This is a genomic window from Streptomyces sp. NPDC028928 (assembly GCF_055564915.1).
Genome location: NZ_JBVHVI010000012.1, coordinates 1 through 24,010, shown reverse-complemented (window position 1 = coordinate 24,010; position 24,010 = coordinate 1). Strand labels below are relative to the sequence as shown.

Sequence of the window (24,010 nt, the reverse complement as noted above, 5' to 3'; positions counted from 1 at the left end):
GCCAGAGCAGATGTGCCCCCGGAGAGAGACAGAGAGTCTGAGAGCCACGTCATGAGCCGTTCCGCCCATCCCGCCGGGCCCCGCCACGCCGACGTCCTGCCCGAGGGGCACTACTCCGCTCCGCCCGCCGACCTCAACGCCCTGGACCCGAAGGTGTGGGCGCAGACGGTGACGCGCGGCGACGACGGTGTGGTCACGGTCGGCGGGATTCCCGTCAGCCGGCTCGCCGAGGAGTACGGCACGCCCGCCTACATCCTCGACGAGACGGACTTCCGGGCCCGTGCGCGTGCCTGGCGCACCGCGTTCGGCCAGGACGCCGATGTCTTCTACGCCGGGAAGGCCTTCCTCTCCCGGGCCGTCGTGCGGTGGCTGAACGAGGAGGGGCTCAATCTGGACGTCTGCTCCGGCGGCGAACTGGCCACCGCGCTGTCCGCCGGGATGCCCGCCGACCGCATCGCCTTCCACGGCAACAACAAGTCCGCCGAGGAGATCACCCGGGCCATCGAGGCCGGTGTCGGGCGGATCGTTCTCGACTCCTTCCAGGAGATCGTGCGGGTCGCCCATGCGGCGCAGGCGCTCGGGAAGCGGCAGCGGGTCCAGATCCGCATCACCGTGGGTGTGGAGGCGCACACCCACGAGTTCATCGCCACCGCCCACGAGGACCAGAAGTTCGGCATTCCGCTCGCCGGCGGGCAGGCCGCCGAGGCCGTGCGGCGGGCGCTGCAGCTCGACGGGCTGGAGCTGATCGGGATCCACTCCCACATCGGGTCGCAGATCTTCGACATGTCGGGCTTCGAGGTGGCCGCCCACCGGGTCGTGGGGCTGCTGAAGGACATTCGCGACGAGCACGGGGTCGAGCTGCCCGAGATCGATCTCGGGGGCGGTCTCGGGATCGCCTACACCAGCGACGACGATCCCCGGGAGCCGCACGAGATCGCCAAGGCGCTCACCGAGATCGTCACCCGGGAATGCGAGGCCGCCCGGCTGCGGACGCCTCGGATCTCCGTCGAGCCGGGGCGCGCCATCGTGGGGCCGACCGCCTTCACGCTGTACGAGGTCGGTACCGTCAAGCCGCTCGACGGGCTGCGGACCTACGTCTCCGTCGACGGCGGCATGTCGGACAACATCCGCACCGCGCTGTACGACGCCGAGTACAGCGTCGCCCTCGTGTCCCGGACCTCCGACGCCGGGCCCATGCTCGCGCGCGTCGTCGGCAAGCACTGCGAGAGCGGGGACATCGTGGTCAAGGACGCGTTCCTGCCGGCCGACCTGGCACCGGGTGACCTGGTCGCCGTACCGGCCACGGGTGCCTACTGCCGGTCCATGGCCAGCAACTACAACCACGTGCTCCGGCCGCCCGTCGTCGCCGTACGCGACGGCGAGGCCCGGGTGATCGTCCGGCGTGAGACGGAGGAGGATCTTCTGCGTCTCGACGTCGGCTAGCAACAGCAGCCGGTAACCGGAAAAGGGGCGGGAAGATCTCCGGTCTCCCCGGCCCCAGCAAATGAAATACACGTCTCACGATCCGGACGAAGGGTAGAAACTCCCGTCCGGTGAGTGAGACTGGTCCAACCGTAGACGGTATGAGGAAACGAGGTCGGATGATGCGTACGCGTCCGCTGAAGGTGGCGCTGCTGGGCTGTGGGGTTGTCGGCTCAGAGGTGGCGCGCATCATGACGACGCACGCCGACGACCTCGCGGCCCGGATCGGCGCACCGGTCGAGCTGGCCGGCGTCGCCGTGCGGCGGCCCGGCAAGGTGCGTGAGGGCATCGACCCGAGCCTGGTCACCACCGATGCCACCGCCCTCGTGAAACGGGGCGACATCGACGTCGTGGTCGAGGTCATCGGGGGCATCGAGCCGGCCCGGACGCTCATCACCACCGCCCTCGAGCACGGCGCCTCCGTCGTCTCCGCCAACAAGGCCCTGCTCGCCCAGGACGGGGCCGCCCTGCACGCCGCGGCGGAACAGAACAACAAGGACCTCTACTACGAGGCCGCCGTCGCCGGTGCCATCCCGCTGATCCGGCCGCTGCGCGAGTCGCTCGCCGGCGACAAGGTCAACCGGGTGCTCGGCATCGTCAACGGCACCACCAACTTCATCCTCGACAAGATGGACAGCACGGGGGCCGGCTACCAGGAGGCCCTCGACGAGGCCACCGCCCTCGGGTATGCGGAAGCCGACCCGACCGCCGACGTCGAAGGGTTCGACGCCGCCGCCAAGGCCGCCATCCTCGCCGGGATCGGCTTCCACACGCGCGTGCGCCTGGACGACGTCTACCGCGAGGGCATGACCGAGGTCACCGCCGCCGACTTCCGCTCCGCCAAGGAGATGGGCTGCACCATCAAGCTGCTCGCCATCTGCGAGCGCTCCGCGGACGGTACGTCCGTCACCGCGCGCGTGCACCCCGCGATGATCCCGCTCACCCACCCGCTCGCCTCCGTGCGCGGCGCGTACAACGCCGTTTTCGTGGAGAGCGACGCCGCGGGACAGCTGATGTTCTACGGCCCCGGCGCCGGCGGTTCGCCCACCGCCTCCGCCGTCCTCGGCGACCTCGTCGCCGTCTGCCGCAACCGGCTCAACGGTGCCACCGGGCCCGGCGAGTCGGCGTACGCCGACCTGACCGTCTCCCCGATGGGCGAGGTCGTCACCCGGTACCACATCAGCCTCGACGTGGCCGACAAACCGGGCGTGCTCGCCCAGGTCGCCACCGTCTTCGCCGAGCACGGCGTGTCGATCGACACCGTTCGGCAGCAGGGCAAGGACGGCGAGGCCTCCCTCGTCGTCGTCACCCACCGGGCCTCCGACGCCTCCCTCTCCGGGACCGTCGAGGCACTGCGCAAGCTCGACACCGTGCGGGGTGTCGCCAGCATCATGCGGGTTGAAGGAGAGTAACCAGCAATGACCCACCAGTGGCGCGGAATCATCGAGGAGTACCGGGACAGGCTGCCGGTATCCGACACCACGCCGGTCGTGACGCTCCGCGAGGGCGGCACGCCCCTCGTGCCCGCGCAGGTGCTCTCCGAGCGCACGGGCTGCGAGGCCCACCTGAAGGTGGAGGGCGCCAACCCGACCGGGTCCTTCAAGGACCGCGGTATGACCATGGCCATCAGCAAGGCCAAGGAGGAGGGCGCGAAGGCCGTCATCTGCGCCTCCACCGGCAACACCTCCGCCTCCGCCGCCGCGTACGCGGTGCGCGCGGGCATGGTGTCGGCCGTCCTCGTGCCGCAGGGCAAGATCGCCCTCGGCAAGATGGGCCAGGCCCTCGTGCACGGCGCGAAGATCCTCCAGGTCGACGGCAACTTCGACGACTGCCTCACCCTGGCGCGGGCACTGAGCGAGAACTACCCCGTGGCGCTGGTGAATTCGGTCAACCCGGTGCGTATCGAGGGCCAGAAGACGGCCGCCTTCGAGATCGTGGACATGCTCGGCGACGCGCCCGACATCCACGTCCTCCCGGTCGGCAACGCGGGCAACATCACGGCCTACTGGAAGGGCTACAAGGAGTACGCCGCCGACGGCATCGCCACCAAAACCCCTCGAATGTGGGGTTTCCAGGCGTCCGGCAGTGCCCCGATCGTGCGCGGCGAGGTCGTGAAGGACCCCTCCACCATCGCCACCGCCATCCGCATCGGCAACCCGGCCTCCTGGCAGTACGCCCTGCAGGCCCGCGACGAGTCCGGCGGGGCCATCGACGAGGTGACGGACCGTGAAATCCTGCGCGCCTACCGCCTGTTGGCCGCGCAGGAGGGCGTCTTCGTGGAGCCCGCCTCCGCCGCCTCCGTGGCCGGTCTGCTCAAGGCCGCCGAGCAGGGCAAGGTCGACCCGGGCCAGCGCATCGTGTGCACCGTCACCGGCAACGGCCTGAAGGACCCCGACTGGGCCGTCGCCGGCGCCCCGCAGCCGGTCACCGTCCCGGTCGACGCGGCCACCGCGGCCGAGCGCCTGGGCCTCGCCTGAGCGCCCGGCACCGGGGTTCTCCCTGACAGGGAGCACAGGGGGCTTACGACACGCATCGTGCGCCTCCTGTGCGCCCTATGTCGCCACAGAACCTTCCTTCGATAGGCTGTAGAGAAACCCGCCCGCTGCATATGCCCTCGCACATGGGCGGCGCCGCGCCCTCTGCGCGGCCTGAGGGTCTCCCGTACGTATATCGAGTGTCTTCGACAGTCACGCAGCTCAAGGAGAGTCAACGAGCGATGGCCGGTCCAGCGTTCCGAGCCGCCGCCGTCCGGGTGCGCGTTCCCGCCACCAGCGCCAACCTCGGTCCGGGCTTCGACGCCCTGGGCCTCGCGCTGGGGCTCTACGACGACGTGGTCGTCCGGGTGGCCGACTCCGGGCTGCACATCGACATCGCGGGCGAGGGCAGCGAGACCCTCCCGCGGGACGAGAGCCACCTCCTCGTCCGTTCCCTGCGCACCGCCTTCGATCTGCTGGGCGGGCAGCCCCGCGGCCTGGAGATCGTCTGCGCCAACCGGATCCCGCACGGCCGGGGCCTCGGCTCCTCCTCCGCCGCCATCTGCGCCGGCATCGTCGCCGCCCGCGCGGTGACCATAGGCGGCGAGGCCCGTCTGGACGACGCCGCCCTGCTGGAACTGGCCACCGAGATCGAGGGCCATCCGGACAACGTGGCCGCCTGTCTGCTCGGCGGCTTCACCCTGTCCTGGATGGAGGCCGGCACCGCCCGGGCCATCAGGATGGAGCCGCACCATTCCATCGTTCCGGTGGTTTTCGTGCCCGGAAAGCCGGTTCTGACCGAGACCGCGCGCGGCCTGCTCCCGCGCACCGTGCCGCACGTCGACGCCGCCGCCAACGCGGGCCGCGCCGCCCTGCTCGTCGAGGCCCTGACCAGGCGCCCCGAGCTGCTGCTGCCCGCCACCGAGGACCGTCTGCACCAGGAGTACCGCGCCCCGGCCATGCCGGAGAGCGCCGCGCTGGTGGAGCGGCTGCGGGCCGACGGCATTCCGGCCGTGATCTCGGGCGCCGGGCCCACCGTCATGGCCCTCGCCGACGCCGACAGCGCCGACAAGGTCTCTCACCTCGCGGGTGAGGGCTGGGCCGCCAACCGGCTGGACCTGGATGTCCAGGGAGCGAGCGTGCTGCCGCTTGCGACCTGACACACGGTTGCCGGATTTGGAGAGGGGGAATGTTTGTTGGATCCGGTAGTGTTAACCTCAAGTCTGCACCCGACCCCACCATGGCGAGGTGCCTCGTGTCCCCGTCCGGGACAGACATTCTTCCGGGAGCCTCCCGCGCCACTCCGTGTTCCTTGCGTCGTACCTGGGCAGTACGTCGTATGCGAGTACTGAGCGGGCCGCCGGGCACGCTTCGGAATCGGTGCTACCACGTCACGTGACACTGGGTGCCACGGCTCGCGGAAGCGCCATCACCGCACATTTCTTCCGCCGCTTTGGCGGACCACCGCCCCGGCACGGTTCGCAGAAGACAGGACCGTAGCCGGACAGCACAACCGGTCGCCGAGCCAGACAGGCCGACGTCCGCTCCAGGGAAGGACCCTTCGTGAGCGACACCACCGATCTGATGGGCGCACGTGTCGAGGAGACCGCTGCCGCGCCCGCCACGGACGCCTCCGCGCCTGCCACCGGTGCCGGCTCCCGGCGGCGCCGCGGTACCGGCCTCGAGGGCATGGTGCTGGCCGAGCTGCAGCAGGTCGCCTCGGGCCTCGGGATCAGGGGCACCGCGCGGATGCGCAAGAGCCAGCTGATCGAGGTCATCAAGGAGGCGCAGGCCGCCGGGGGCGCCCCCGCCGCCAAGGCCGACACCGCCACCGAGACCAAGCCGAAGCGCCGGGCCACCTCCAAGGCCCGCACCGGCGAGGCCGCCGAGAAGAAGGCGGAGAAGGCAGCCGAGGCCCCTGCCGAGAAGGCCGTGGCCCAGCAGCAGATCGAGATCCCCGGCCAGCCCTCCCCCAAGCTCTCGGCTCCGCTCGAGCAGGGAGGTGCCCCCACCGACGACGCCCCGACCGAGCGCCGTCGCCGCCGTGCCACCGCCGAGGCGGGCAGCCCGGCCGCGAGCGGCGCCGAGACCGTCGCCGCCGAGGCCAAGACCGAGGCCAAGACCGAGACGCCCGCGCAGCAGCAGCCGCAGGCGCAGCAGCAGGGCGAGGCCAAGGGCGATGCCGGTGACGGCGAGGGCCGTGGCCGCCGGGACCGCCGTGAGCGCGGCCGGGACCGCGACCGGCGCAACAAGGGCGACGAGCAGCAGGGCGGCCAGCAGCGTCAGCAGCAGGGCCAGCAGCAGGGCGGCCGCCAGGACCGTCAGCAGGACGACGACGACTTCGAGGGCGGCCGGCGTGGCCGTCGCGGCCGCTACCGCGACCGCCGTGGCCGCCGTGGCCGTGACGAGATCGCCGAGCCGCAGGTCGCCGAGGACGACGTCCTGATCCCCGTCGCGGGCATCCTGGACATCCTCGACAACTACGCCTTCATCCGGACCTCCGGCTACCTGCCCGGCCCGAACGACGTGTACGTCTCCCTCGCCCAGGTCCGCAAGAACGGCCTGCGCAAGGGTGACCACGTCACCGGTGCGGTCCGCCAGCCGAAGGAGGGCGAGCGCCGCGAGAAGTTCAACGCGCTGGTCCGCCTGGACTCCGTCAACGGCATGGCGCCCGAACACGGCCGTGGCCGCCCGGAGTTCAACAAGCTGACCCCGCTCTACCCGCAGGACCGCCTGCGTCTGGAGACGGACCCCGGCGTCCTCACCACCCGCATCATCGACCTGGTCTCGCCGATCGGTAAGGGCCAGCGCGGTCTGATCGTGGCCCCGCCGAAGACCGGTAAGACCATGATCATGCAGGCGATCGCCAACGCGATCACCCACAACAACCCCGAGTGCCACCTGATGGTCGTCCTCGTCGACGAGCGTCCGGAAGAGGTCACCGACATGCAGCGGTCGGTCAAGGGCGAGGTCATCTCCTCGACCTTCGACCGTCCGGCCGAGGACCACACGACCGTCGCCGAGCTGGCCATCGAGCGGGCCAAGCGACTGGTCGAGCTGGGCCACGACGTGGTCGTGCTGCTCGACTCGATCACGCGTCTGGGCCGTGCCTACAACCTGGCCGCCCCGGCCTCCGGCCGCATCCTGTCCGGTGGTGTCGACTCGACCGCGCTCTACCCGCCGAAGCGGTTCTTCGGTGCGGCGCGGAACATCGAGGACGGCGGCTCGCTGACCATCCTCGCCACCGCCCTGGTGGACACCGGGTCCCGCATGGACGAGGTGATCTTCGAGGAGTTCAAGGGCACCGGCAACATGGAGCTGAAGCTCGACCGGAAGCTCGCCGACAAGCGCATCTTCCCGGCGGTGGACGTGGACGCGTCCGGTACCCGTAAGGAAGAGATCCTGCTCGGTGCCGAGGAGCTGGGCATCGTCTGGAAGCTCCGCCGCGTCCTGCACGCGCTGGACCAGCAGCAGGCGATCGAGCTGCTTCTCGACAAGATGAAGCAGACCAAGTCGAACGTCGAGTTCCTGATGCAGATCCAGAAGACGACCCCGACGCCGGGCAACGGCGACTGACGGTTCGTCCCGGGCAACAGGCCCAGGGCAGCAGAAGCCCAGGCAAGAAGGCCGCCCCTCGTCCACCAGTGACGGGGGGCGGCCTTCTGGCGCTGTGAGAGGTGGGAGCGCACCACGCGCCCCTCCCGTCTCACTTCTCCCTGGGGGGACCTCCCTTGCCCATGCCCCTGCCCGGGCGGCACAGACGACGCCTGCGCCTCGCCGTGCCCCTCGCCGCCGCCGTAGCGCTGCTGACCACCTCGGCCGGCACAGCGACCGCCCTGCCGGAGCCCACCGCCCAGCCCGTCACGGGCCAGCCCTCCCAGGCCACGCTGGAGGCGCGCATCGCCGGGGCCGTGCGGGCCGGCGCGCCCGCCAAGAGCAGCAGCCCCTCCGCCGTGTCGCCGAAGATCATCGGTGGCAGCGAGACCACGATCTCCTCGGCGCCCTGGATGGCTCAGCTCTGGTACCACGACACCAAGGGCACCAGCGACACCGGCGACGACCTCGACTTCTTCTGCGGCGGCTCGGTGGTCTCCCCGTCGAAGATCCTCACCGCCGCGCACTGCGTCCGGGACGAGAACGGCAAGGCCTACAACTGGAAGGCCTACGGCGCGGTCGTCACCGGCACCGACCAGCTGCCCACCACCGACTCCTCCGGCAACGCCGACCTGCACGGCGGCCAGGCCACCGGCGTCCTGCGCCAGTGGAACCACCCGTCGTACAACCCGGCGGAGATCGACAACGACATCGCCGTGCTCACCCTGGCCGTCCCGGTCAAGGCCACGCCGATCCGCATGGTCACCTCCGGCGACACCGCCTCCTACGCCGCCGGCACCAGCGCCAAGGTCTACGGCTGGGGCCGTACCAGCTCCACCAGCTCGGCGATCTCCCAGACGCTGAAGACGGCCACGCTGCCGATCCAGTCCGACACCACCTGCGCGGGCGCGTACGGCTCGGACTTCGTCAAGGGCCACATGGTGTGCGCGGGCCCGCCGGCCAGCGGCAGCGACAGCGGTACGACGTCGGCCTGCAACGGCGACTCCGGCGGACCGCTCGTCGTGAACGGCCGGATCGCCGGCGTGGTCTCCTGGGGCGTCCAGGACTGCGTGGCGAAGGGCGCCTACAGCGTCTTCAGCAAGGTCACGACGTACGTCGGCGCGGCCTACCCGCAGCTCGACGACACCAACCTGAGCCAGTTCAACAGGGTCTACGACGGCAAGGCCGACCTCTTCGTGCGCAAGTCCTCCACGAAGGTCGGGTACGAGAAGGACTCCAAGGGCACGTCCTTCGGCGCGGCGGTCTCCTGGGGCGACTGGACCGGCGTCAACCTGGTGCTGCAGACGGACCTCAACCGGGACGGCTACCAGGACCTGGTCTACCGGGTCGCCTCCACCGGTGACGTGTACTGGGAGCACGTCGTGCTCAACAGCAGCCGCACCCAGGGCACCTGGACCACCACCAAGATCTTCACCGGCTGGAAGACCCGCACCCGGATCGTCACCCCGGGCGACATCACCGGCGACTACCTGCCCGACGTGCTCTCCGTGGACTCCGGCGGCACGCTGTGGATCTACCCGGGCAAGGGCAACGGCACCTTCGGCTCCCGGGTGCAGGTCGGCACCGGCTGGAACCAGTACAACATGGTGCGCGGGCACGGCGACTTCACCGGCGACGGCAGGGCCGACCTGCTCGCCCGCAAGTCCAGCACCGGCGACCTGTACCTGTACAAGGGGACCGGGAAGTCCGGCACCGGCGCCTTCGCCACCCGGATCAAGGTGCGCAGCGCCTGGACCGGTTACAACGCCTTCGACGCGGTCGGCGACGTGAGCGGTGACGGCAAGGCCGACTTCCTGGCCCGCACCTCCGGCGGCACGCTGTACCTGTACAAGGGCACCGGAAAGGCCACAAGCGAGATCTTTGCCACAAGGATCTCCGTCGGCACCGGTTTCCAGGCGTACGACCTGTGGGGCTGAACCCGCAGGTGAGCGCCGTCCGCGTGGACTGAGTGACTACACACAGTGCCCATCGCCGTACGCGATGGGCACTGTGCGTTGTGCAACCCTTTCCCGAGTTTCTCCGTCTGACCAGGCGGAGCGACGATGGAGCGGTGACGACCGCCCGACCCTGACCGCAGGGGGTACCCGACCGCCGAGACCTAGGAGCGATGTGGCCGCCGAGAGCACTCAGCCCGCCATAACCGAGCCGGGCACGGCCCCGCGCAGCCGGGGCAAGGGCCGCCGACGCAAGGCCCCCAGCACGGGCCGCAAGGCGCTGCGCGCGACGGCCTGGACGGCCGCGGGCGTGGTCGTCCTGGGCGGGGCCGGCGCCGGGTACCTGTACTTCAAGCTCAACGGCAACCTCCACAGCGTCGACATCAACCAGGCCCTCGGCACCGACCGGCCCACGAAGATCGACAACGGCTCCGAGAACATCCTGGTCCTCGGCTCGGACACCCGCTCCGGCAAGAACAAGAAGCTCGGCGGCGGCACGGACGACGGCAGCGCCCGCTCGGACACGGCGATGATCGTCCACGTGTACAAGGGCCACAAGAAGGCCAGCGTGGTCTCCATCCCCCGGGACACCCTGGTGGACCGCCCCCGGTGCACCGACACCAAGGGCACCGCCCACCCCGCCGCGTCCGGCGTGATGTTCAACGAGGCGTACTCCACCGGCGGCGCGGCCTGCGCGGTGAAGACGGTCGAGTCGATCACCGGCATCCGCATGGACCACTACCTGGAGGTCGACTTCGAGGGCTTCCAGAGGCTCATCGACGACCTCGGCGGGGTCGAGGTCACCACGACCAAGAGCATCAAGGACCCGCAGAGCCACCTGGACCTGGGGGCCGGCACCCACACCCTGAACGGCGAGCAGGCCCTCGGCCTGGTCCGCACCCGGCACGGCGTGGGCGACGGCTCCGACCTCGGCCGCATCCAGCTCCAGCAGGCCTTCGTCAAGGCGCTGATCGACCAGGTCAAGCACGTCGGCGTCTTCACCAGCCCGAAGAAGCTGTACGACCTCGCCGACACCGCCACCAAGGCCGTCACCACCGACTCCGACCTCGGCTCGGTCAACTCCCTGATCGACTTCGCCAGCGGTCTCAAGGGCATCAGCTCGTCCCACATGAAGATGGTCACGATGCCCGTCCAGTACGACCCGGCCAACCCCAACCGCGTCCTGCTGGAGAAGACCAAGGCCCAGTTGGTCTGGAACGCCCTGAAGGACGACAAGCCGATCCCGAAGGCGGCCACGAAGGGCACGGCCACGGGCGAGGCCAAGGGCGTCGTGACCAACTGAGAGGCGCCCCCCCCGCCCGCCTGAGGGCGGCCCCCTCACCCGCAGGAATAGAACAGGCGCACCCCCGGTTTGGGAGGATGGCGCCAGTCCTGGCAGACTGGTACGTCGGCTCCGGTTCACGCTCCCGCATCCCGCGGTGGCGACCCGGCGCCCTCCCGGAACCTAGGAGACACCTTGAAGCGCGACATCCACCCCGCGTACGTCGAGACGCAGGTCAGCTGCACCTGCGGCGCGTCGTTCACCACCCGTAGCACCATCGAGTCCGGCACCATCCGGGCCGAGGTCTGCTCCGAGTGCCACCCGTTCTACACGGGCAAGCAGAAGATCCTCGACACCGGTGGCCGTGTGGCCCGCTTCGAGGCCCGCTTCGGCAAGGCTGCCGCCGGCTCCAAGAAGTAGCGAGCCCCATTTCGCCGGTCCACGGTCACGCCCTCGCGGGGGTGTGCCCGGGACCGGCGTTTTTGGTCGATCGCCCTTCCCCTCACCGCAGTACAGGAGCCCAAGATGTTCGAGGCCGTCGAGGAACTCGTCGCCGAGCACGCCGACCTGGAGAAGAAGCTCGCCGACCCGTCGGTCCACGCCGACCAGGCGAACGCGCGCAAGCTGAACAAGCGCTACGCCGAGCTGACCCCGATCGTCGCCACGTACCGCTCCTGGAAGCAGACCGGCGACGACATCGAGACCGCGCGCGAGTTCGCCGCCGACGACCCGGACTTCGCCGCCGAGGTCAAGGACCTGGAGAAGCAGCGTGAGGAGCTGACCGAGAAGCTCCGCCTGCTGCTGGTCCCGCGCGACCCGAGTGACGACAAGGACGTCATCCTGGAGATCAAGGCGGGCGCGGGCGGCGACGAGTCGGCGCTGTTCGCCGGCGACCTGCTGCGCATGTACCTGCGCTACGCCGAGCGCGTCGGCTGGAAGACCGAGATCATCGACGCCACCGAGTCCGAGCTGGGCGGCTACAAGGACGTCCAGGTCGCGGTGAAGACCCGCGGGCAGACCGAGCCCGGCCAGGGCGTGTGGGCCCGGCTGAAGTACGAGGGCGGGGTGCACCGGGTGCAGCGCGTCCCGGCCACCGAGTCCCAGGGCCGTATCCACACCTCCGCCGCCGGTGTCCTGGTGACCCCCGAGGCCGAGGAGGTGGACGTGGAGATCAACCCCAACGACCTCCGCATCGACGTCTACCGGTCCTCCGGTCCGGGCGGCCAGTCCGTGAACACCACCGACTCCGCCGTGCGCATCACGCACATCCCGACCGGAGTCGTCGCCTCCTGCCAGAACGAGAAGAGCCAGCTCCAGAACAAGGAGCAGGCCCTGCGTATCCTGCGCTCCAGGCTGCTCGCCATGGCCCAGGAGGAGGCGGAGCGGGAGGCCGCCGACGCCCGCCGCAGCCAGGTCCGCACCGTGGACCGCTCCGAGAAGATCCGCACCTACAACTTCCCGGAGAACCGCATCTCGGACCACCGCGTCGGCTTCAAGGCGTACAACCTGGACCAGGTCCTGGACGGCGACCTCGACGCGGTGATCCAGGCCTGCGTCGACGCCGACTCGGCGGCGAAGCTCGCCGCCGCGTAAGCACGTACGCACGTACGGGCTCAAGCACGAGCACGAGTACGACACGGAGGACTCGCGTGAACCTGCTGCTCGCGGAGGTGGCCCAGGCCACCCAGCGGCTGGCCGACGCCGGCGTGCCCTCGCCGCGCACCGACGCGGAGGAGCTGGCCGCGTTCGTGCACGGCGTGAAGCGCAGCCAACTGCACTCCGTGAAGGACGCCGACTTCGACGCCCGGTACTGGGAGGTCATCGCCCGGCGCGAGCAGCGCGAGCCGCTGCAGCACATCACCGGACGGGCCTACTTCCGTTACCTGGAACTCCAGGTCGGCCCCGGGGTGTTCGTGCCCCGGCCGGAGACCGAGTCCGTGGTGGGCTGGGCCATAGACGCCGTGCGCGCCATGGACGTGGTCGAGCCCTGCATCGTCGACCTGTGCACCGGCTCCGGCGCCATCGCGCTCGCCCTCGCCCAGGAGGTCCCGCGCTCGCGCGTGCACGCCGTGGAGCTGTCCGAGGACGCCCTGGTGTGGACCCGCAAGAACGTGGCGGGCTCCCGCGTCGACCTGCGCCAGGGCGACGCGCTGACCGCCTTCCCGGACCTCGACGGCCAGGTCGACCTGGTCATCTCCAACCCGCCGTACATCCCGCTCACCGAGTGGGAGTACGTCGCCCCCGAGGCCCGCGACTACGACCCGGAGATGGCGCTGTTCTCCGGCGAGGACGGCCTCGACCTCATCCGGGGCATCGAACGCACCGCGCACCGGCTGCTGCGCCCGGGCGGGGTCGTCGTGATCGAGCACGCCGACACCCAGGGCGGCCAGGTGCCGTGGATCTTCACCGAGGAGCGGGGCTGGGCGGACGCGGCCGACCACCCCGACCTCAACAACCGTCCGCGGTTCGCCACGGCCCGCAAGGCGCTGCCGTGAGCATCCCGCAGACTTCAACCCCGCAGTACGTGTACGAGGAGGCCAGCTAGACATGGCACGGCGATACGACACCAACGACGCGACCGACCGCGTGACGGGTCTGCGCGAGGCCGCGTCCGCCGTCCGCCGGGGCGAGCTGGTGGTGCTGCCGACCGACACGGTGTACGGCATCGGCGCCGACGCGTTCTCCTCCGAGGCCGTCGCCGACCTGCTCGACGCCAAGGGCCGGGGCCGCAACATGCCCACCCCCGTCCTCATCGGCTCCCCGAACACCCTGCACGGCCTCGTCACGGACTTCTCCGAGCCGGCCTGGGAGCTGGTCGACGCGTTCTGGCCGGGCGCCCTGACGCTCGTCGCCAAGCACCAGCCGTCCCTCCAGTGGGACCTCGGCGACACCCGCGGCACGGTCGCCGTGCGCATGCCGCTGCACCCGGTCGCCATCGAGCTGCTCACCGAGGTCGGCCCGATGGCCGTCTCCTCGGCGAACCTCACCGGCCACCCGGCGCCCGAGGACTGCGACGCCGCCCAGGAGATGCTCGGCGACTCCGTCTCCGTCTACCTCGACGGCGGCCCCACCCCGGGCAACGTGCCGTCGTCCATCGTGGACGTCTCACGCGGGGTGCCGGTGCTGCTGCGCGCGGGTGCGCTCTCCGCGGAGGAGCTGCGCAAGGTCGTACCCGACCTTGAGGTGGCGAATTGACGGCCCCTGAAGCGGGGCGTGGCATAGGCGGCGGCGGGGGCTACAGCGCGGAGGAGACGACGACGTTCGGGTTCCCCCGCGACACCTTCCGCATCCTCCACGTCAGCACCGGCAATGTGTGCCGCTCGCCCATCACCGAGCGGCTGACCCGCCACTTCGTCGCGGAGCGGCTCGGCGTACTCGGCGGCGGGCTGATCGTGGAGAGCGCCGGCACCTGGGGCCACGAGGGGGCGCCCATGGAGTCCCACGCGGAGACCGTGCTGGCCGAGTTCGGCGCGGACGCCACCGGATTCACCGGCCGCGAGCTGCTGGACGAGCACGTGATCAAGGCCGACCTGGTGCTGACCGCCACCCGCGACCACCGCGCCCAGGTCATCTCCATGGGCCACTCGGCGGGCCTGCGCACCTTCACCCTGAAGGAGTTCACCCGGCTGGTCCGGGCGATAGATCCGGCCACTCTGCCGCCGCTGGAGGACGGTGTGGTCCTGCGGGCCCGGGCGCTGGTGCGCGCGGCGGCGGCCCTGCGCGGCTGGCTGCTCGCCCCGACCGCCGAGGCGGACGAGGTGTACGACCCGTACGGCGCCCCGCTGACCTTCTTCCGGTCCATCGGCGACGAGATACGGGACGCGCTGGATCCGGTGGTGACCGCGCTGACGGGTGTACCGGCGCGTACGTAGCGCGTGCGTAATCCGACATAAACGGCGTAACAACCGCGCGTGCGCCGCAACCCGGGCCTACATTGGGGATACGTCACCGTCGACCGCCCGGGAGCCCGCCATGTCGGTCACCCCTACCCTCGAGACCGACGTCCTGCGGCGGCAGGACCCGGCGATGGCCGAGATCCTCCTGGCCGAGCTGGAGAGGCAGTCGACCAGCCTCCAGCTGATCGCCGCCGAGAACTTCTGCTCGCCGGCCGTGCTCGCCGCCCTCGGCTCCGCGCTCGCCAACAAGTACGCCGAGGGCTACCCCGGCGCCCGGCACCACGGCGGCTGCGAGCTGGTCGACGTCGCCGAGCGCGCCGCCATCGACCGCGCCAAGGCCCTGTTCGGCGCCGAGCACGCCAATGTGCAGGCCCACTCCGGCTCCTCGGCCGTCCTGGCCGCCTACGCGGCCCTGCTGCGCCCCGGGGACACCGTGCTCGCGCTCGGCCTGCCCTACGGCGGCCATCTCACACACGGCTCACCGGCGAACTTCTCCGGCCGCTGGTTCGACTTCGTCGGCTACGGCGTGGACGCGGAGACCGGGCTGATCGACCACGACCAGGTGCGCCACCTGGCGCGCAACCACCGGCCGAAGGCCATCGTGTGCGGCTCGATCGCCTACCCCCGCCACATCGACTACGCCTTCTTCCGCGAGGTCGCCGACGAGGTCGGGGCCTATCTGATCGCGGACGCGGCGCACCCGATCGGGCTGGTCGCCGGTGGCGCCGCCCCGAACCCGGTGCCGTACGCGGACATCGTGTGCGCGACCACCCACAAGGTGCTGCGCGGCCCGCGCGGCGGGATGATCCTGTGCGGCGCCGAGCTGGCCGAGCGCGTCGACCGGGCCGTCTTCCCCTTCACCCAGGGCGGCGCCCAGATGCACACCATCGCCGCCAAGGCCGTCGCGTTCGGCGAGGCGGCAACACCGGCGTTCGCCGCGTACACCCATCAGGTGGTCGCCAACGCCCGGGTGCTCGCCGGTCACCTGGCCGCGGAGGGCCTGGTCGTGACCACCGGCGGCACGGACACCCACCTGATCACCGCGGACCCGGCCCCGCTCGGCGTGGAGGGCCGTACCGCGCGCGGCCGGCTCCTCGCGGCCGGACTGGTGCTGGACTGCTGTGCGCTGCCGCACGGCGACGGCCGCGGCCTGCGCCTGGGGACGGCCGCGGTGACCACGCAGGGCATGGGCGAACCGGAGATGGTGCGGATCGCGGCGCTGCTGGCGGCCGTGCTGCGCGGCGAGACGGAGCCGGCCGCGGCACGGGAGGAGGTGCGCGCGCTCACCGGCCAGTTTCCGCCGTACCGGGGCTGAGCCGGGGCGGCCGGCCGGGACGCACGGCCGGTCGCGCAACCGTCGTCGCTACCCGGAAGTCCTCATTTATATGCGTCCATCGCTAGGGTGTGGGTCTGTGATGGCCAGCGAGACCTGTGGGGAAGCCCGTGCGTGAATACCTGCTGACGCTCTGCACAACAGCTGCGGTGACGTATCTGCTGACGGGGCCGGTACGGAAGTTCGCGATCGTGGCCGGAGCGATGCCGGAGATCAGAGCCCGGGACGTGCACCGGGAGCCCACTCCGCGGCTCGGCGGGATCGCCATGTTCTTCGGGCTGTGCGCGGGCCTGCTGGTCGCCGACCACCTGACCAACCTCAACGAGGTCTTCGCCAAGTCGAACGAGCCGCGGGCGCTGCTCTCCGGCGCGGCGCTGATCTGGCTGATCGGTGTCCTGGACGACAAGTTCGAGATCGACGCGCTGATCAAACTGGGCGGCCAGATGATCGCCGCGGGCGTGATGGTCATGCAGGGTCTCACCATCCTGTGGCTGCCCATCCCCGGGGTCGGCAACGTGGCGCTGACCCAGTGGCAGGGCACGCTCCTCACGGTCGCCCTCGTGGTCATCACGATCAACGCGGTGAACTTCGTCGACGGCCTGGACGGCCTCGCGGCGGGCATGGTGTGCATCGCGGCGGGCGCGTTCTTCCTGTACGCCTACCGGATCTGGTACTCGTACGGCATCGAGGCCGCCGCCCCCGGCACGCTGTTCGCGGCGATCCTCATGGGCATGTGCCTGGGCTTCCTGCCGCACAACATGCACCCGGCACGGATCTTCATGGGCGACTCCGGCTCGATGCTGATCGGCCTGGTGCTGTCGGCCGGCGCGATCTCCATCACCGGTCAGGTGGACCCGGACGCGCTGGCGCTGTTCACCGGGTCGGAGAAGGCGGCGGTGCACCAGACGGTCCCCGTCTACATCCCGCTGCTGCTGCCGCTGACGATCATCGCCGTACCGGCCGCCGACCTGGTCCTGGCGATCGTGCGCCGCACCTGGCGCGGCCAGTCCCCGTTCGCCGCCGACCGCGGCCACCTCCACCACCGCCTGCTCGAGATCGGCCACTCGCACAGCCGGGCCGTGCTCATCATGTACTTCTGGTCGGCGCTGATCGGCTTCGGGGCGCTGGCGTACTCGGTCAACTCGGCGTCGATGTGGATCGTGCTCGGCGTGGTGTTCCTCAGCGCGGTGGGCCTGGTCCTGCTCCTGCTGCCCCGCTTCACCCCGCGGGCCCCGCGCTGGGCGGAGGCCTTCGCGCCGCCGCGCTACCGCCGTCGCCGGGCCGTCGCCCCGGCCGCGTCGTCGGCGGCCCTGTCCGCCGCGCAGAGCGGGTCCGCGCCGGCGAGCGGGGCCTGTGACGGCCATGAGACCGAGGAGCGCAGCACGCCGGTCGCGGCCGGTGTGGCCTCGGCCAACGGAGCCACCGCCATCGGCGGCCGTTCCCGCTTCCGGGGGACACCGCGCTGACACAGGGCACGGGAATTTAATTCCGGGGTTCGCTCTGCCGCCCTTGCGTGACATTATGCGCCGCCACTATGTTGTGGCGGTGGCTACTCAAATAATGTCCTCGTCGGAATTACTGTCCTATGTGCGCGACGTCTCCCTCCGGGACGACGAGATACTGCGCGGCCTGCGCGAGCTGACCGGTGAACTACCCATGGGCCAGGCCATGCAGGTCATGGCCGAGGAAGGACAGTTGCTCGGTTTCCTGGTCGGCCTGACGGGCGCCCGTCAGGTCCTGGAGATCGGCACGTTCACCGGATACAGCACCCTGTGCATGGCCCGCAGCCTCGCACCCGGCGGACGCGTCCTCACCTGCGACATCAGTGACAAATGGCCCGACATCGCCCAGGAGTACTGGACGAAGGCGGGCGTGTCCGACCGTATCGACGTCCGTATCGGAAATGCCGTCGAAACCCTTGCCGGACTGCTCGGCGAAGGAAAAGCGGGCACCTTTGATTTCGCCTTCGTCGACGCGGACAAGGCGAATTACCGTCGCTATTACGAATTGTCGCTCGAGCTGGTGCGTCCGGGTGGACTCGTCGTCCTCGACAACACCCTTTTCTTCGGCCGGGTCATCGACCCGGAAGCCCAGGATCCCGACACCGTCGCGATCCGCGAGCTGAATTCCTTCCTGCACAACGACCACCGGGTGGAGATATCACTCCTCCCGATGGCCGATGGCATCACGCTGGTACGCAAGAAGGCATGCTGAGCACGCCGGTCAGTGCACCGGACCCGCGGTGGCCACACGGTGGTCCGCGGCCAGGTCCGGTGCGCTGATCCGGATCGTCGCGTGCGGCTCACGACGCGCCGGCACCAGGTGCAGCCGTCGCAGATCCTCCGCCGCCGCGTCGGGCAGCGCGTCCTGGCACGCACAGGACTCCTCGCCGAGACCGGCGAACCGGTAGGCGATCTCCATCATGCGGTTGCGCTCCGTGGGCCGGAAGTCGGCCACCAGGTGGGCACCCGCCCGGGCGGCCTGGTCGATCAACCAGTTCAGGATCGCCGCACCCGCCCCGAACGACACCACCCGGCAGGACGTCGCCAGCAACTTGATGTGCCAGACATCCGGCAGCGTCCGCAGCAGCATCACCCCGACCGCACCGTGCGGACCGAAACGGTCGGCCATGGTCGTCACCAGCACCTCGTGCCCGGGATCGGCCAGCAGCTCGCGCAGCGCCGCGTCGGAGTAGTGGACGCCCGTCGCGTTCATCTGGCTGGTGCGCAGCGTGAGCTCCTCCACGCGCGACAGCTGCTCCTCGGTCGCCCGGCCGATGCGCATCTCCAGCTCCAGCGAGCGCAGGAACTCCTCCGTCGGCCCGCGGAAAGCGGCCTGCTCCTCCTCCCGCCGGAAGCCGGCCTGGTACATCTGGCGGCGCCGCCGCGCGTCCACGGTGACGTTCCGCGGACTGAACTCCGGCAGGTCCGCCAGCTCCAGCACCTGGTCGGCGGTGTAGCAGCGGACCTCCGGCAGGTGGAAGGAGACCTCGGCCCGCTCGGCGGGCTGGTCGTCCACGAACGCGATGGTGCCGTGCGCGAACTTCAGCCGCTCCGCGATGTCCCGCACCGAGTCCGACTTCGGCCCCCACCCGATCCGCGGCAGCACGAAGTACTCGGCGAGCCCCAGCTCCTCCAGCTTGGCCCAGGCCAGGTCGTGGTCGTTCTTGCTGGCGACCGACTGCAGAATGCCCCGGGAGTCCAGCTCGATGATCAGCTCCCGCACGCCGTCCGGCGGGCGCACCGCGTCACCCTCCGACAGGGTGCCCTGCCAGAGCGTGTTGTCCAGGTCCCAGACCAGGCACTTCACCGTGGTCGGCACGTCAGACATGAAGATCCTCCAGGATGGTCACTGTGCCGTCGCCACGGCGTGCTGCGCCAGAATCAACTGGCAGATTTCATTGCTGCCTTCGATGATCTCCATCAGCTTCGCGTCCCGGTACGCGCGCGCCACCACATGACCGTCCCGCGCCCCGGCCGAGGCCAGCACCTGCACGGCCGCCGCGGCACCACGGGCCGCGTGCCCGGCGCTGACGTGCTTGGCCAGCACGGTCGCCACGACCTGATCCGGGGAACCGGCGTCCCAGCACGCGCTGGCATGCGCGCACGCCTGGGCCGCGACCTGCTCGGCCGCGTACAGGTCGGCGAGGTGCCCCGCCACCAGCTGGTGCTCGTGCAGCGGCTTGCCGAACTGCACCCGCGAGGCGGCGTGCCGCGCCGCGGCGTTCCGGCAGGCGCGCAGGATGCCCACACACCCCCAGGCCACCGAGATACGGCCGTAGGCGAGGGCGGTGGTGACCAGCAGCGGCAGCGGCATGCCCGGCGTGCCGAGCAGACTGGACAGCGGCAGCCGCACCGAGTCGAAGCGCACGTTCGCATGCCCGGCCGCACGGCAGCCCAGCGGATCGGCGACCCGCTCCACGTGCACGCCGGGCGCCGAGGCGGGCACCACGACGACCGCCGCACCGCCCTCGCACTGCCCGAACACGACCAGCAGGTCGGCGTAGTGGGCAGCGGTCATCCACACCTTGTGGCCGGTGACCACGACGGAATCGCCCGACACCTCGATCTTGGTGGTCATGGCGGTCACGTCGGAGCCGGCGCCGCTCTCACTGAAGCCGACCGCGGCCAGCCTGCCGCCGACCAGCTCCGGCAGCAGCGCGGCCGACTGGTCGGGGTTGGCCAGCCGCTGGATCGTCCAGGCGGCCATGCCCTGCGAGGTCATCACACTCCGCAGCGAGCTGCACAGGCTGCCCGCGTGCGCCGTCAGCTCACCGTTGTCCCGGCTGCTGAGACCGAGTCCGCCCAGCTCACCGGCGACCTGTGCGCACAGCAACCCCCGCTCCCCGGCGGTGCGCAGCACCTCCAGGGGGATCTCGCCGGACAGATCCCATTCCTCGGCCCGCCCGTCGACGAGGGAGTCGAGGAGAGCGAACCCGTCGGCGAGCCGGTCGCCGGCAGCGGGATCGCCGACGTGCCGGTCAGGCATGGCCGACCGCGGCCGACCCGGCCCGCAGCCGCAGCACCAGCTCCGTCATGCGCTGCACGGTCCGGAAGTTGTCCAGCTTGAGGTCCGCGCCCACGATGGCGACCTGGTAGGTCTGCTCGAGGTGGACGACCAGTTCCATGGCGAACATGGAGGACACCAGACCGGAGGCGAACATGTCCTGGTCCGGCGTCAGGGTGGTCCTGGTCTTGGCCTCCAGGAAGCCCAGCAGCTCCCGTTCGACGGACTCGGCGCTCAACTCGGCGCCCTGCGGGGTGGGTTCAGTGCTCACCGCAACACCTTTCGGCTTTCAGAGTGACTTTCAGAGGGGTCTTCGGCTCTCGGCACGCGTGTCTCGCTCCGCGTGTCTCGATCCGCGGGTCTCGGCACGCGTCGCTCAGTACGCGTAGAAGCCCCGGCCGGACTTGCGGCCGAGGTCACCCTGGCGGACCTTCTCCAGCAGCAGGTCGGCGGGCTTGCAGGAGGGGTCGCCGGTGCGTTCGTAGAGAACCTGGAGGGAGTCGGCCAGGTTGTCCAGGCCGATCAGGTCGGCGGTGCGCAGCGGGCCGGTCGGGTGCCCGAGGCAGCCCTCCATCAGCTCGTCCACCGCCTCCACCGTCGCGGTGCCCTCACCGACGATCCGCGCCGCGGCGTTGATCATCGGATGCAGCAGCCGGCTCGTGACGAAGCCCGGCGCGTCTTGCACGATGACCGCCTTGCGGTTCAGCGCGGACAGCAGCTCGACCACGGCGGCCACGGCGGCGTCACCGGTCTGCGGACCCCGGCTGACCTCGACCATCCTGATCAGGTACGACGGGTTCATGAAGTGCGTGCCGAGCAGTTCCTCGGGCCGGTCGACCGACCGGGCCAGCTCGGCGATGGGGATCCCGGACGTGTTGGAGATCAGCGGCGTCCCGGGCCGTACGGCCGCCGAGACCTCGGCCAGCACCTTGGCCTTCTCCGCCGGCAGCTCCACGATCGCCTCGATCACCGCGGTCGCGTCCGCCACGTCCGCCAGGGACACACTGGTCGTCAGCTCGCCGGGCGCCGTGCCCGCGGGCAGCGCGCCCATGAGCTGAGCGTGCCGCAGCTGCTGCTGGATCCTGACGCGCGCCGCGCTCAACGTCGTGTCGTCGACGTCTACCAGGACGACGGGGATGCCGTGTCCGAGCACCAGGGCAGCGATCCCCGAACCCATCACCCCCGCACCCACGATGGCGACTTGACGGGTTGTTGGTTCACTCATCGTGCCGGACACACTCCTTCACGCTCGCCAGGCCGGCTCGCTACGGCTGTCAGGGACGGGGGGGCATGCTCGTGTGCGCGGGCCGTGATCGCGGTCATCACCGGTGAAAGCGGCGGACGACACGGGGCTTGCTGCACAAGTACGGGACAGGGGACGGGCGTTCACCGGGAGGAAGAGGCACCGGAAACGGGCCGTGCTCCAGGGAGGCCGAGACCCCCTGGGGCCCTGTCGCCCACAACTGGACGCCTGGACCGAGTCGGTGACGCGGAGTCATGCGCGCACCGGGACTTCCCCCTTGATCGTTCACCGCAACCTAACACGCGGTCCGAGGCAGGGGGAAGGACGGCCGGGCGCCCGTTCCGCGCAGCGAACTCGCAACGCCACTCGGCCTGTCGCACCCAGGCGTGAGGTGCGACACAGTTCGCAGGTGTGGCAGCGTGGTTTTCGGTCACGGCGGTGGCCGAACCACGCCGTCGGCGACGTCGAAGAGCCGTCTTCGGCCATCTCCGCGCGGGCCGAACTTTCTTGACTCCGGATCACCTGGCCGGGTTAGGGTGCGAACGGCTTGCAGGATGTACGTCGCTGTACCCGAAGGGCGCCGTCGTCCTCCTGGAGAGACAGCGCGGATGCAATGTCCGCTTTCCATGCTAGACGGGGGATCTTTACAGTATGTCGGTCGGCATGCGCGCCTTAACTGATGATTACATCGCCATCATCGGTACTTCTTGCCGTTTTCCGGGCGTGTCCAGTGCAGCCGAATTCTGGCAGTTGTTGCAGGACGGGCGTTCCGTCGTCCCCGGAAAGCTGGAACGAGTCGAAGAATTCGACCCGGGTTTCTTCGGAGTTTCCCCGCGCGAGGCCGCCGCGATGGACCCGCAGCAGCGTCTCGCGCTGGAATTGGCGTGGGAAGCGCTGGAGGATTCCGGCATCGCTCCACCGAGCCTCCAGGGCCGCTCGACGGGTGTGTTCGTGGGCGCCATGTGGGACGACTACGCGATGCTCACTCACCGTCAGGCACCGGACGCCGTAGGCCAGCACGCCATGACCGGCCTGGCCCGCAGCATCATCGCCAACCGCGTCTCCTACGTCCTTGGCCTGCGCGGACCCAGCATCACCATCGACACCGGCCAGTCCTCCTCCCTCGTCGCCGTGCACCAGGCCGCCCAGGCGCTGCGGACCGGAGAGTGCACCCTCGCCCTGGCCGGCGGCGTCAACCTCGCCCTCGCCCCCGAGAGCACCGAACGCTCGGAGAAGTTCGGCGGACTTTCCCCCGACGGGGAGTGCCGGACTTTCGACGCGCAGGCCAACGGATATGTCCGTGGAGAAGGCGGCGGAATCGTCGTCCTCAAGCGGCTCTCCGACGCCCTCGCCGACGGCGACCGCATCCTCTGTGTCATTCGCGGAAGCGCGGTGAACAACGACGGGGGCGGACCGGGACTCACCGTCCCGCACCAGGCGGCACAGGAAGAAGTCATCGGTCTCGCGTGTGCACGCGCCGGCATCGACCCCGCCGCTGTTCAGTATGTCGAACTCCACGGAACCGGTACGCGCGTGGGCGACCGGATCGAAGCGGCGGCACTCGGAACCGCATTCGGCAGGGAGCGCCCGAGCGGTAATCCGCTGCGCGTCGGATCGGTGAAGACGAATCTCGGACACCTGGAAGGCGCGGCCGGTGTCGCCGGTCTCATAAAGACCGTTCTGTCGATCAGGCACAGGCTCGTTCCGGCGAGCCTCAACTTCACGGAACCCCCGGCCGACATCCCACTGGATTCGCTCCGGCTACGTGTGCAGACCGAGCTGGGAACCTGGCCGCGGGAAGCCGATTCGCTCGTTGCGGGTGTGTCGTCCTTCGGCATGGGCGGGACGAACGCGCATGTGATCGTGGAGGAGGCTCCCGAGTCGCCGGTTGGGGCCGGTGTGGGTGCGGTTGTGGTGCCGTCGGTGGTGCCGTGGGTGGTGTCCGGGCGCGGTGCGGGGGCGTTGCGGGCGCAGGCGGAGCGGTTGTTGTCCCGTGTCGGCGGCGAGGGTGTTTCGCCGGTGGATGTGGGTTGGTCGCTGGCGGGGCGGGCGGCTTTGGAGGACCGGGCCGTGGTGGTCGGCTCCTCGGGTGAGGAGTTGGTGGCGGGGCTGGAGGCGTTGGCGCGGGGTGAGTCCGTGCCGGGTCTGGTCACCGGTGGTGTGGCGGGTGGCCGGCTGGCGGTGCTGTTCTCGGGTCAGGGCTCGCAGCGGCTGGGGATGGGCCGGGAGCTGTACGAGCGTTTCC

Annotated in this window: 20 protein-coding genes; 16 read left to right on the top strand and 4 right to left on the bottom strand. The window is 70.4% G+C overall.

What is annotated here, in order from left to right; genetic code table 11:
- The first annotated feature begins 51 nt into the window (after positions 1–51).
- The 15 genes from lysA (at position 52) to ACZ4U1_RS27040 (ending at position 18,230) form a co-directional block, all read left to right on the top strand.
- Positions 52–1,443: a diaminopimelate decarboxylase gene (gene lysA, locus ACZ4U1_RS27110; RefSeq protein WP_467906718.1), complete on the top strand. Its 1,392-nt coding sequence runs from the start codon at positions 52–54 to the stop codon at positions 1,441–1,443.
- A gap of 161 nt (positions 1,444–1,604) precedes the next feature.
- Entirely contained in the window at positions 1,605–2,894 is a 1,290-nt protein-coding gene (locus ACZ4U1_RS27105) for a homoserine dehydrogenase (protein ID WP_467907034.1), read from the top strand.
- Between the two features lie 6 nt (positions 2,895–2,900).
- Positions 2,901–3,959, top strand: coding sequence for a threonine synthase (gene thrC / locus ACZ4U1_RS27100; RefSeq protein ID WP_467906716.1), 1,059 nt, complete (start codon positions 2,901–2,903; stop codon positions 3,957–3,959).
- Positions 3,960–4,198: 239 nt separating this feature from the next.
- On the top strand, positions 4,199–5,116 hold the full coding sequence (gene thrB, locus ACZ4U1_RS27095; RefSeq protein ID WP_467906714.1) for a homoserine kinase: 918 nt from the start codon (positions 4,199–4,201) through the stop codon (positions 5,114–5,116).
- Between the two features lie 403 nt (positions 5,117–5,519).
- Positions 5,520–7,532 carry a transcription termination factor Rho gene (gene rho / locus ACZ4U1_RS27090; RefSeq protein ID WP_467906713.1) on the top strand — a complete coding sequence of 671 codons (2,013 nt, stop codon included), beginning with the start codon at positions 5,520–5,522 and terminating at the stop codon, positions 7,530–7,532.
- 161 nt (positions 7,533–7,693) lie between these two features.
- On the top strand, positions 7,694–9,487 hold the full coding sequence (locus tag ACZ4U1_RS27085; RefSeq protein ID WP_467906711.1) for a trypsin-like serine protease: 1,794 nt from the start codon (positions 7,694–7,696) through the stop codon (positions 9,485–9,487).
- 193 nt (positions 9,488–9,680) lie between these two features.
- Positions 9,681–10,808: an LCP family protein gene (locus tag ACZ4U1_RS27080; protein ID WP_467906709.1), complete on the top strand. Its 1,128-nt coding sequence runs from the start codon at positions 9,681–9,683 to the stop codon at positions 10,806–10,808.
- Positions 10,809–10,982: 174 nt separating this feature from the next.
- Positions 10,983–11,207 carry a 50S ribosomal protein L31 gene (gene rpmE, locus ACZ4U1_RS27075; protein ID WP_014675000.1) on the top strand — a complete coding sequence of 75 codons (225 nt, stop codon included), beginning with the start codon at positions 10,983–10,985 and terminating at the stop codon, positions 11,205–11,207.
- A gap of 105 nt (positions 11,208–11,312) precedes the next feature.
- On the top strand, positions 11,313–12,380 hold the full coding sequence (gene prfA / locus ACZ4U1_RS27070; protein WP_392816816.1) for a peptide chain release factor 1: 1,068 nt from the start codon (positions 11,313–11,315) through the stop codon (positions 12,378–12,380).
- Positions 12,381–12,436: 56 nt separating this feature from the next.
- Positions 12,437–13,282, top strand: a complete 846-nt coding sequence (gene prmC / locus ACZ4U1_RS27065; protein ID WP_467906708.1) for a peptide chain release factor N(5)-glutamine methyltransferase — start codon at positions 12,437–12,439, stop codon at positions 13,280–13,282.
- A 52-nt stretch (positions 13,283–13,334) separates the two neighbouring features.
- Positions 13,335–13,982: an L-threonylcarbamoyladenylate synthase gene (locus ACZ4U1_RS27060; RefSeq protein ID WP_467906707.1), complete on the top strand. Its 648-nt coding sequence runs from the start codon at positions 13,335–13,337 to the stop codon at positions 13,980–13,982.
- The gene (locus tag ACZ4U1_RS27055) at positions 13,979–14,659 is read left to right on the top strand and encodes an arsenate reductase/protein-tyrosine-phosphatase family protein (protein WP_467906705.1); all 681 of its coding nucleotides are present in this window, start codon (positions 13,979–13,981) and stop codon (positions 14,657–14,659) included. Before ACZ4U1_RS27060 ends, ACZ4U1_RS27055 begins: the two co-directional genes overlap by 4 nt.
- Positions 14,660–14,759: 100 nt before the next feature.
- Positions 14,760–15,998 (top strand): serine hydroxymethyltransferase, encoded by a 1,239-nt coding sequence (locus tag ACZ4U1_RS27050; protein ID WP_467906703.1) that lies wholly within the window; start codon positions 14,760–14,762, stop codon positions 15,996–15,998.
- 128 nt (positions 15,999–16,126) lie between these two features.
- The gene (locus ACZ4U1_RS27045) at positions 16,127–17,482 is read left to right on the top strand and encodes an MraY family glycosyltransferase (protein WP_467906701.1); all 1,356 of its coding nucleotides are present in this window, start codon (positions 16,127–16,129) and stop codon (positions 17,480–17,482) included.
- A 79-nt stretch (positions 17,483–17,561) separates the two neighbouring features.
- On the top strand, positions 17,562–18,230 hold the full coding sequence (locus ACZ4U1_RS27040) for an O-methyltransferase (RefSeq protein ID WP_467906700.1): 669 nt from the start codon (positions 17,562–17,564) through the stop codon (positions 18,228–18,230).
- A gap of 9 nt (positions 18,231–18,239) precedes the next feature.
- Here ACZ4U1_RS27040 and ACZ4U1_RS27035 read toward each other — a convergent pair whose 3' ends face one another.
- The 4 genes from ACZ4U1_RS27035 to ACZ4U1_RS27020 form a co-directional block, all read right to left on the bottom strand.
- Positions 18,240–19,346: an HAD-IIIC family phosphatase gene (locus tag ACZ4U1_RS27035; protein WP_467906698.1), complete on the bottom strand. Its 1,107-nt coding sequence runs from the start codon at positions 19,344–19,346 to the stop codon at positions 18,240–18,242.
- Positions 19,347–19,364: 18 nt separating this feature from the next.
- Entirely contained in the window at positions 19,365–20,504 is a 1,140-nt protein-coding gene (locus tag ACZ4U1_RS27030) for an acyl-CoA dehydrogenase family protein (protein ID WP_467906696.1), read from the bottom strand.
- Positions 20,497–20,793 (bottom strand): acyl carrier protein, encoded by a 297-nt coding sequence (locus tag ACZ4U1_RS27025; RefSeq protein ID WP_467906694.1) that lies wholly within the window; start codon positions 20,791–20,793, stop codon positions 20,497–20,499. Before ACZ4U1_RS27025 ends, ACZ4U1_RS27030 begins: the two co-directional genes overlap by 8 nt.
- 105 nt (positions 20,794–20,898) lie before the next feature.
- Entirely contained in the window at positions 20,899–21,747 is an 849-nt protein-coding gene (locus ACZ4U1_RS27020) for a 3-hydroxyacyl-CoA dehydrogenase family protein (protein ID WP_467906692.1), read from the bottom strand.
- 681 nt (positions 21,748–22,428) lie between these two features.
- Between ACZ4U1_RS27020 and ACZ4U1_RS27015 the strand changes: the two genes are divergently transcribed.
- Positions 22,429–24,010, top strand: a 1,582-nt coding sequence (locus tag ACZ4U1_RS27015) for a type I polyketide synthase (RefSeq protein WP_467907033.1), incomplete at its 3' end; no start/stop codon positions are given.